Source organism: Pseudooceanicola lipolyticus (assembly GCF_002786325.1).
Classification (GTDB): Bacteria; Pseudomonadota; Alphaproteobacteria; order Rhodobacterales; family Rhodobacteraceae; genus Pseudooceanicola_C; species Pseudooceanicola_C lipolyticus.
Genome location: NZ_PGTB01000158.1, coordinates 1 through 8,266, shown reverse-complemented (window position 1 = coordinate 8,266; position 8,266 = coordinate 1). Strand labels below are relative to the sequence as shown.

Sequence of the window (8,266 nt, the reverse complement as noted above, 5' to 3'; positions counted from 1 at the left end):
TGGCGAGGCAGGCCGCAAGATCGGCGCGCGACAGCTTGGCCACGCCGCTTGCGCGGCCCAGCCCGTCCAGCTGCGCCGGCGACAGGCCGATTTGCAGCCGGCCCTCCAGCACCGCGATGGTGGCGGGCACCGCGCCGGTGGCACGGATGTCATCCTCGACCTGCGCCGCCACCTGCACGTTCTGCGGATGCGGCATCCCGTGGGTGATGATGGTGCTTTCCAGCGCCACGATCGGCTGACGGGTCGCGCGCGCGGCCTGCACCTCGTCGGAAAAGGCAAGTTCGATCACAGCGGTGTTCCTCCCGCGACATAGCGTGCCGCTGCCGCCAGCGCCCGGTGCAGCGCCGTCTCGCGGTCATTCCCGGCGCTTTCCGCCGCGATATGCGCCGCCATGAAAGTGTCGCCGGCGCCGGTCACCCGGGTGACCAGCACCTTGGGCGGCTGCAGCGTGACCCGGCCCTGGTCATCCGCCTCGGTGGCCAGCCGGTCGCCATCGGTGACCAGAACCCGCCGGGCGCCGCGCTCCAGCAGGGCGCTGGCCGCGTCGCTGGTTGTCTCCAGCTCCTGTTGGCACAGGATCGCCGCCTCTTCCAGGTTGACGTAGAGTGTGCCGCGCCGATGCGCGAGGAAAGGCAGCAGGCGCTCGGCCTTGCCCGGCGAGGCCGGGGCGACGCGCAGGTCGGCGGCGGCAAAGGCGGGGCTGTGCGCGATGGTATCCAGCACCGGCAGCGTCAGGTTGCCGTCCAGCGCGACCGGTCCGGCATAGGGCGCTTCGGCGCTGCCCAGCGTACCGTTGACCAGCGGGCGCAGGATCTTTTCGCCCGCCGCCTCCAGCGAATGCGCGTCGGCAATTGCCGCGATCAACCCGTTGGCGCCCTCGACCGCCATGTATCGGTCGGTGGGCAGATCGTCCGAGCGGAAAACATGCGCGGTGACCATGCCCATCTGGCCGCAGGCGGCGATCAGCTCGTCGCCCTGCGGGTCCTGGCCGATCGCGGTCAACAGCACCGGTCGCAGGCCGAATCGCGCCAGCGTCATCGCGATGTTCATCGCCACGCCGCCGGGCAAGCGGCTGATCCGGCCCGGCACGTCCGAGCCCTGCCGCATATGGCAGGCCGAGCGGCCGATCACGTCCCAGAGGACGCTGCCGATGCACAGGATTTCGGGGGGCTGCGGCTGGGTCATACCCGATTTCTGACGCCAAAGCCGCTGTCGTTCAAGCGGTTGCAGGCCCGGCGCAACGAAGAACCGCTCAGGCCGGGGTACAGGCGGCGATCAGCTCTTGCAGCGCCGCCAGCGGATCGTCACGGGTCCAGATCTCTTCGCCGATGCCGAAAAAATCGGTCATCGGCGCCAACGTGCGGATCTCGTCCAGCGTCAGCGCGCCCTCGGCCACCACCGGCACTTCGATCACCTCGGACCACCACTGGAACAGTTCCGGCGCGGCGCGCTGGCCATCCTCCAGCGCGGTGGCGCCGACCGGACCAAAGCTGACGTAATCGGCACCGGCCTCGCCGGCGGTCATGCCGTCATGGCGCGAGGCGCCGCAGAAACTGCCGACGATGGCGTCCGGCCCCAGCGCCTTGCGCGCCTTGCGCACCGACCGCGCCGCATCGCTGAGATGCACCCCGTCCAGCCCCAGCCGTTCAGCCAGCAGCAGGTGATCGGTGATCACCAGCGCCACGTCGCGCGCATGGGCCACCTCGCGCAGGGTGTCGGCGGCGCGCGACAGCTTGTCCTCGTCGCGCCCGGCCATGTCCAGCCGCAGGCAGGCGATCTCGGCGCCGTCCAGCACCCGTGCCAGGGTTTCGGCAAACGGGTCTGGATCGAAGGCGGGCGGGGTGACCAGGTAGATTTGCGGCTGCTCGGGCGTGTCCATCGGGGCGGTCCTTGGCGGTGTTTCGCGCTGCTCTAGCGAATCCGCGCCGCGCTGACAAACCCGTTCGCGCGGTTGACCGCGATGCGGCCGGCTTGCCCCCGGCGGCCAGCCGCACTAGAGGGGGGCGGATTGACCCGAGACAGCCATGCCCACCGACCAGCCGCAACCCGCCTTTGTCCTCGTCCGCCCGCAGATGGGCGAGAATATCGGTGCCGCCGCACGGGCGATGTGGAATTTCGGGCTGGACCGGATGCGCCTTGTCGCGCCGCGCGACGGTTGGCCGAACGAAAAGGCCAGCGCCATGGCCAGCGGCGCCGGGCGCCTGCTGGACGAGGCGCAGCTGTGTGATGCCTTCCCCGACTCGGTGGCCGACTGCACCTATGTGCTGGCCACCACGGCGCGGCCGCGCGGCCTGACCAAGCCGGTGCTCAGCCCGGAGCGGGCGATGCGCATCGCGGCGGAAAAGATTGCCGCCGGCGAAAAGGTGGCGGTGATCTTCGGACCCGAACGCGCCGGGCTGGAGAACGAGGAAATCGCCCGCGCCAACGCGATCATCTCGGTGCCGGTCAATCCCGGCTTTGCCTCGCTGAACCTGGCGCAATGCGTGTTGCTGGTGGCCTACGAATGGATGCGCCAGACCGGCGAGGTGGTGCATGAAGAGATCGCGACGGGCCGCACCGGCTGGGCGGTGGCCGCCGAGATCGACGCGCTGGCCGATCACTACGAGGAGACGCTGGACCGCGCCGGATTCTTCTTCCCCGAGACCAAGGCCGACAGCATGAAGGTTAACCTGCGCAACCTGTGGTCGCGCATGGCGCTGACCCAGGCCGATGTGCGGATGCTGCACGGCATCCTGCGGCAGATGGTCCGCTGGAAGCAGCGCGGCGACTGAACCGGCTGGACCCTGCGGCCAAGCGCCCCTAGGTTCCCACCGGCAACCAGCCACGGAGAAGCCATGAGCGGCAAGCGCAGCATTTTCGAGGAAGTCTCGGACCAGACCCCGACGCGGGAAACCGCCGCCACCGGCGGCATCGGCCGCGGGCGCGGCGGCGCCAGGCGCGGGGTGCGTGCCTGGCTGATGGTATTGTTCGCGCTGGTGGTGGCGATGATCGTGGTGGGCGGCCTGACCCGGCTGACCGATAGCGGGCTGTCGATCACCGAATGGCGTCCGGTCACCGGGGCGCTGCCGCCGCTGACCCAGGCCGATTGGCAGGCCGAGTTCGACAAATACAAGGAGATCGACCAGTTCCGCCTGATGAACAACTGGATGGAACTGTCGGATTTCAAACAGATCTACTGGTGGGAATGGGGCCATCGCCAACTCGGCCGCCTGATCGGGCTGGTGTGGTTTGTCGGCTTTGCCGGCTTCCTGGTGGCGCGGAAAATCCCGCCGGGCTGGACCGGGCGGCTGCTGATCCCCGGTCTGCTGGGCGGGCTGCAGGGCGCGATCGGCTGGTGGATGGTGGCCTCGGGTGTCACCCAGGGCACCGACACGGTCAGCGTCGCCAGCTACCGGCTGGCGCTGCATCTGGGGCTGGCCTTTGCGATTCTGGGCGTGCTGGGCTGGTATGTCCTGCTGCTGGGCCGCGACGAACGCAGCCTGATGCAGGCGCGGCGTGCGCGCGACTGCAAGCTGTTCGGCATGGGCACCGGGCTGATGCATTTCGCCTTTCTGCAGATTCTGCTGGGCGCGCTGGTCGCCGGCATCGATGCCGGCCGCAGCTTTACCGACTGGCCGCTGATGGCCGGCGGTTTTTTCCCGCCCGAGCCGTTTGGGCTGAGCCCGGCCTGGCGCAACTTCTTCGAGAATCCGGGGCTGGTGCAGTTCATCCACCGCATCAGCGGCTATCTGCTGCTGATCTTCGGCCTGGTGGTCTGGCTGAAGGCGCGGCGCAGCGCCAATCCGCACACCCGCTTTGCCTTTAACGCGGTGACCGCCGCGCTGCTGCTGCAGATGGTGCTGGGGATCGTCACGGTGCTGTATGTCGCGCCGCTGCACCTGGCGATCCTGCACCAGTTGGTGGCGGTGCTGTTGTGGGCGCTGATCCTGCGCGCCCGCTTTCTCGCCGCCTATCCGATCGCAACCTCTGTCAGGGGATAACCGCATGACTGCATTCAACGCGCTGATGGCCTATCAGCGGGAAACCTCGGCGCTGGCGCAGATTGCCGGGCGGCTGGGCTGGGACCAGGAAACCGTGATGCCGCGCGGCGCCGCCGCACAACGCGGCACCGAGATGGCGGCGATCCAGTCGGTGTTGCATGCGCGCCGCTCGGCGCCGGAAGTGGGCGACTGGCTGGCCAAGGCCGAGGCCCCGGATGCGGCGGGGCAGGCGCAGCTGCGCGAGATTCGGCGCGCCTTTGACCGCGCCCGCAAGGTGCCCGGCGATCTGGCCAAGCGGCTGGCCCAGGTCACCTCCGAGGCGCAGGGCAAATGGGCCGCCGCGCGGGCCGAGGAGGACATCGCCGCCTTTCTGCCGGTGCTGGCCGAGGTCGTCGCGCTGAAACGCGAAGAGGGCGCGGCACTGGCGGCGGGTGGCGATGTTTACGACGCCATGCTGGACGATTACGAACCCGGCATCACCGCGGCCGAGATCGCCGCGCTGTTCAATGCCATGCGCCCGCGCCTGGTGGAACTGCGGGCCGCGGTGCTGGAGAAACCCGCACCTGCCGGGGTCAGCGGCACCTTTGATGCCGAGGTGCAGATGCGGCTGGCGCGCAGGGTGGCGCAGGTCTTCGGCTATGATCTCAACCGTGGCCGGCTGGACAAGGCGGTACACCCGTTCAGCTCGGGCTCGGGCAGCGATGTGCGCATCACCACGCGCACCAGCCTGACCGATCCGTTCAACTGCCTGTACTCCACCATTCACGAAACCGGCCACGCCGCCTATGAGCAGGGGATCGACCCGGCCTATGCGCTGACCCCGCTGGGCCAGGGCGCCTCGATGGGGGTGCATGAAAGCCAAAGCCGCATCTACGAAAACCAGCTGGGCCGCTCGCGCGCCTTTACCGGCTGGCTGTTTGACGAGATGCGCGGGCTGTTCGGCGCGTTCGGCATCGCCGATGCCGACGCCTTCTATGCGGCGGTGAACCGGGTGCATAAGGGGTATATCCGCACCGAGGCGGACGAGGTGCAGTATAACCTGCACATCATGCTGCGGTTCGATCTGGAACGCGCGCTGATGGCGGGGGACCTGCTGCCCGGTGATCTGGAGGCGGCCTGGAATGACCGCTTTGCCGCCGATTTCGGCTATGCCGTCGACAAGCCCTCCAATGGCTGTTTGCAGGATGTGCACTGGTCGGTGGGCCTGTTCGGCTATTTCCCCACCTATGCGTTGGGCAATGTCTATGCCGGCTGTCTGTACCAGGCTCTGCGCGCGGCGGTGCCGGGGCTGGACGACCAGCTTGCGGCGGGCGACACGCTGGGCGCGACCCGCTGGCTGCGCGAGAACCTGCAGCGCCATGGCGGTCTGCACCTGCCGCGCGAAACCATCGAACGCGCCGCTGGCGCCGCGGTTTCGGAACAGCCGCTGCTGGACTATCTGGAGGCGAAATTCGGCGCGCTCTACCGGCTTTGACCGGTGAACTGCGCCGGTTAACCTTTTGTTAACGCTTTCTGTTCGCGCGGGATCGCCGGAGCGGAAAAACGCGCAATGGTTGTGCGTTGACGCGCGGTATCGCGGTAAAAGCGACCCGCCGCGATTATGCCCATTGTATTTGCCCCGGCCATGGTCTTATGTAGTGGAACGGCAATCGGCGCCTATCGGCGTCGGCCGCATGAGTTTCGCTGTCCCGGACATCGTGTAGGACGCACCCGGCACATTCCGGACAGGCTGATTTGACCCCCGAACAGGGGTCGGTAGAGTACCTCCGGCGCTCGCGAGGCCCGGAGGAAAGAATGGGCAGGGCACGGGACCGACCCGACCTGTCGGAGAAGAACCGCGATGACGCGCGCGCGCATATTATGCAACTCAGCAGGCGACCATAGGGTCACGCCCTGCCGCGCTGCGTCACATATCGCCCTCAATAGACACCACCCCGGACGTGCGGGCCCGCCAGGACCGGCGCGTTTGCGGTCGTGCGACAAGGACACATGGCCAAGAAAATGCTTATCGATGCCACCCACGCGGAAGAAACCCGCGTCGTGGTGGTGGACGGAAACAAGGTCGAGGAATTCGACTTCGAATCCGAAAACAAACGGCAGCTTGCCGGCAATATCTATCTCGCAAAAGTAACGCGGGTCGAACCGTCGCTACAGGCGGCGTTTGTGGATTATGGCGGCAACCGTCACGGGTTCCTCGCGTTTTCCGAGATTCACCCAGATTACTACCAGATCCCCGTCGCCGACCGTCAGGCGCTGATGGAGGAAGAGCGCGCCTATGCCGAGGCGATGCGCGCCAGCGAAGAAGACGAGGGCGGCAAACCGTCCAAGTCGCGGTCGCGCCGCTCCTCGAAGTCGCGCAGCAAGGCGGCCGAGGCAAAAAGCAATGATGCGGTCGAGACCAAAGAGGTCGAGGCCGAGATCAGCGGCATGGAAACCATCGACCTGGCCGACGAAGAGGGCGTGCCCGAGGGCACCTCGCCCATGGAGCTGGTGGCCGAAACCCCGCTCGAGGAACCGACAGACGATAGCGCCGCGGCAGAGGACACCGCCGGCGATACCGAGGTCGATGACGACGACGCCGAGGATTCCGCCGGCGCCGCGGATGCGGCGGCCAAGGATGACAGCATCGAATCCGTCGCCGACGAGGATGATGTCGAGGATCTGCGCCCGCCGCGCAAACCGCGGCCGCGCCGCTACAAGATCCAGGAAGTGATCAAGGTGCGCCAGATCATGCTGGTGCAGGTGGTCAAGGAAGAACGCGGCAACAAGGGCGCTGCGCTAACCACCTATCTGTCGCTGGCCGGCCGCTATTGCGTGCTGATGCCCAATACCGCCCGCGGCGGCGGCATCTCGCGCAAGATCACCAATGCGGCGGATCGCAAGAAGCTGAAGGAAATCGCCGGCGAGATCGACGTGCCGCAGGGCGCCGGGCTGATCATCCGTACCGCGGGCGCCAAGCGCACCAAGGCCGAGATCAAGCGCGATTACGAGTATCTGCAGCGGCTGTGGGAACAGATCCGCGAACTGACGCTGAAGTCGATCGCGCCCACCAAGATCTACGAGGAAGGCGACCTGATCAAACGGTCGATCCGCGACCTCTATAACCGAGAGATCGACGAGGTCTTCGTCGAGGGCGACCGCGGCTATCGCATCGCCAAGGACTTCATGAAGATGATCATGCCGTCCCACGCGAAGAACGTGAAGCAGTACCAGGACGTGCTGCCGCTGTTCGCGCGCTACCAGGTCGAAAGCTACCTGGGCGGCATGTTCAACCCGACGGTTCAGCTGAAGTCGGGTGGCTATATCGTCATCGGCGTCACCGAGGCGCTGGTCGCCATCGACGTGAACTCGGGCCGGGCCACCAAGGAAGGCTCAATCGAGGAAACCGCGCTCAAGACCAACCTGGAAGCCGCCGAAGAGGTGGCGCGCCAGCTGCGCCTGCGCGACCTGGCCGGTCTGATCGTCATCGACTTTATCGATATGGACGAGCGCAAGAACAACTCGGCCGTCGAGAAGCGCCTGAAGGACAAGCTGAAAACCGACCGCGCCCGCATCCAGGTGGGCCGGATCTCGGGCTTTGGCCTGCTGGAGATGAGCCGGCAGCGCCTGCGCCCCGGCATGATCGAGGCGACGACCCAGCCTTGCCCGGCCTGCCACGGCACCGGCCTGATCCGCTCGGACGACAACATGTCGCTGAGCATCCTGCGCCAGATCGAGGAAGAAGGCGTGCGGCGCCGGTCGCGCGAGGTGCTGGTGAAATGCCCGGTCGGCATCGCCAATTACCTGATGAACCAAAAGCGCGAGCATATCGCCCAGATCGAGGGCCGGTATGGCCTGAGCGTCCGGATCGAAGGCGACCCGCACCTGGTCAGCCCGGATTTCTCGCTTGAGAAGTTCAAGACCGCAACGCGCAGCATCACCGCGATTGCCGCGCCGGTGGTCTCGGTCGATACCTCGCTGATGGATCAGATCGACGCCGACAGCGACAGCGACGACGATATCGACGAGGTGCCCGACGAGGTCGAAAACAACGCAACCGGCGAGGGCGAGGGCGACGGCAAGCCCAAGCGCAAACGCCGCCGCCGGCGCCGCCGGTCGGGCAAGTCGTCGAACCAGTCGGCCGAGAACGGATCGGAAAACGGCAACAACGGCGATCAGGAACCCGCAGCCGGGACTGAAACCGCCGAGGCAGAAACCGCAGCGGCCGAGCCCGAGGGCAAGCCCGCCGAGGTGGCCGCCAGCGCCGAGGCCGAGGTGGCCGATGCCGTCGCCGCGCAGCCCGAGGA

General features: G+C 67.2%; 7 protein-coding genes. 4 read left to right on the top strand and 3 right to left on the bottom strand.

The window, feature by feature from the left end:
- The 3 genes from CVM52_RS21390 to CVM52_RS21380 all read right to left on the bottom strand — a co-directional run.
- On the bottom strand, window positions 1–289 hold a 289-nt coding region (locus CVM52_RS21390), incomplete at its 3' end, for a pseudouridine-5'-phosphate glycosidase (protein WP_172721062.1).
- Window positions 286–1,185: a PfkB family carbohydrate kinase gene (locus CVM52_RS21385; protein ID WP_100164419.1), complete on the bottom strand. Its 900-nt coding sequence runs from the start codon at window positions 1,183–1,185 to the stop codon at window positions 286–288. The genes CVM52_RS21385 and CVM52_RS21390, both read right to left, overlap by 4 nt.
- A 67-nt stretch (window positions 1,186–1,252) precedes the next feature.
- Complete coding sequence (locus CVM52_RS21380) at window positions 1,253–1,879, bottom strand: thiamine phosphate synthase (protein WP_100164418.1); 627 nt, start codon at window positions 1,877–1,879, stop codon at window positions 1,253–1,255.
- Between the two features lie 145 nt (window positions 1,880–2,024).
- Between CVM52_RS21380 and CVM52_RS21375 the strand changes: the two genes are divergently transcribed.
- The 4 genes from CVM52_RS21375 to CVM52_RS21360 all read left to right on the top strand — a co-directional run.
- Window positions 2,025–2,771: an RNA methyltransferase gene (locus tag CVM52_RS21375; RefSeq protein ID WP_100164417.1), complete on the top strand. Its 747-nt coding sequence runs from the start codon at window positions 2,025–2,027 to the stop codon at window positions 2,769–2,771.
- A 63-nt stretch (window positions 2,772–2,834) separates the two neighbouring features.
- A complete protein-coding gene (gene ctaA / locus CVM52_RS21370) occupies window positions 2,835–3,980 on the top strand; it encodes a heme A synthase (protein WP_100164416.1) in 1,146 nt (381 codons plus the stop codon).
- A gap of 4 nt (window positions 3,981–3,984) precedes the next feature.
- Window positions 3,985–5,454 carry a carboxypeptidase M32 gene (locus tag CVM52_RS21365; RefSeq protein WP_100164415.1) on the top strand — a complete coding sequence of 490 codons (1,470 nt, stop codon included), beginning with the start codon at window positions 3,985–3,987 and terminating at the stop codon, window positions 5,452–5,454.
- Between the two features lie 515 nt (window positions 5,455–5,969).
- The coding region (locus tag CVM52_RS21360; RefSeq protein ID WP_172721061.1) for an Rne/Rng family ribonuclease at window positions 5,970–8,266 on the top strand (2,297 nt) is incomplete at its 3' end.

Excerpts from the sequence above, each read along its gene's own strand:
- CVM52_RS21385 (WP_100164419.1), bottom strand. The coding sequence starts at position 1,185 with ATGACCCAGCCGCAGCCCCCCGAAATCCTGTGCATCGGCAGCGTCCTC.
- CVM52_RS21380 (WP_100164418.1), bottom strand. The coding sequence starts at position 1,879 with ATGGACACGCCCGAGCAGCCGCAAATCTACCTGGTCACCCCGCCCGCC.
- CVM52_RS21375 (WP_100164417.1), top strand. The coding sequence starts at position 2,025 with ATGCCCACCGACCAGCCGCAACCCGCCTTTGTCCTCGTCCGCCCGCAG.
- ctaA (WP_100164416.1), top strand. The coding sequence starts at position 2,835 with ATGAGCGGCAAGCGCAGCATTTTCGAGGAAGTCTCGGACCAGACCCCG.
- CVM52_RS21365 (WP_100164415.1), top strand. The coding sequence starts at position 3,985 with ATGACTGCATTCAACGCGCTGATGGCCTATCAGCGGGAAACCTCGGCG.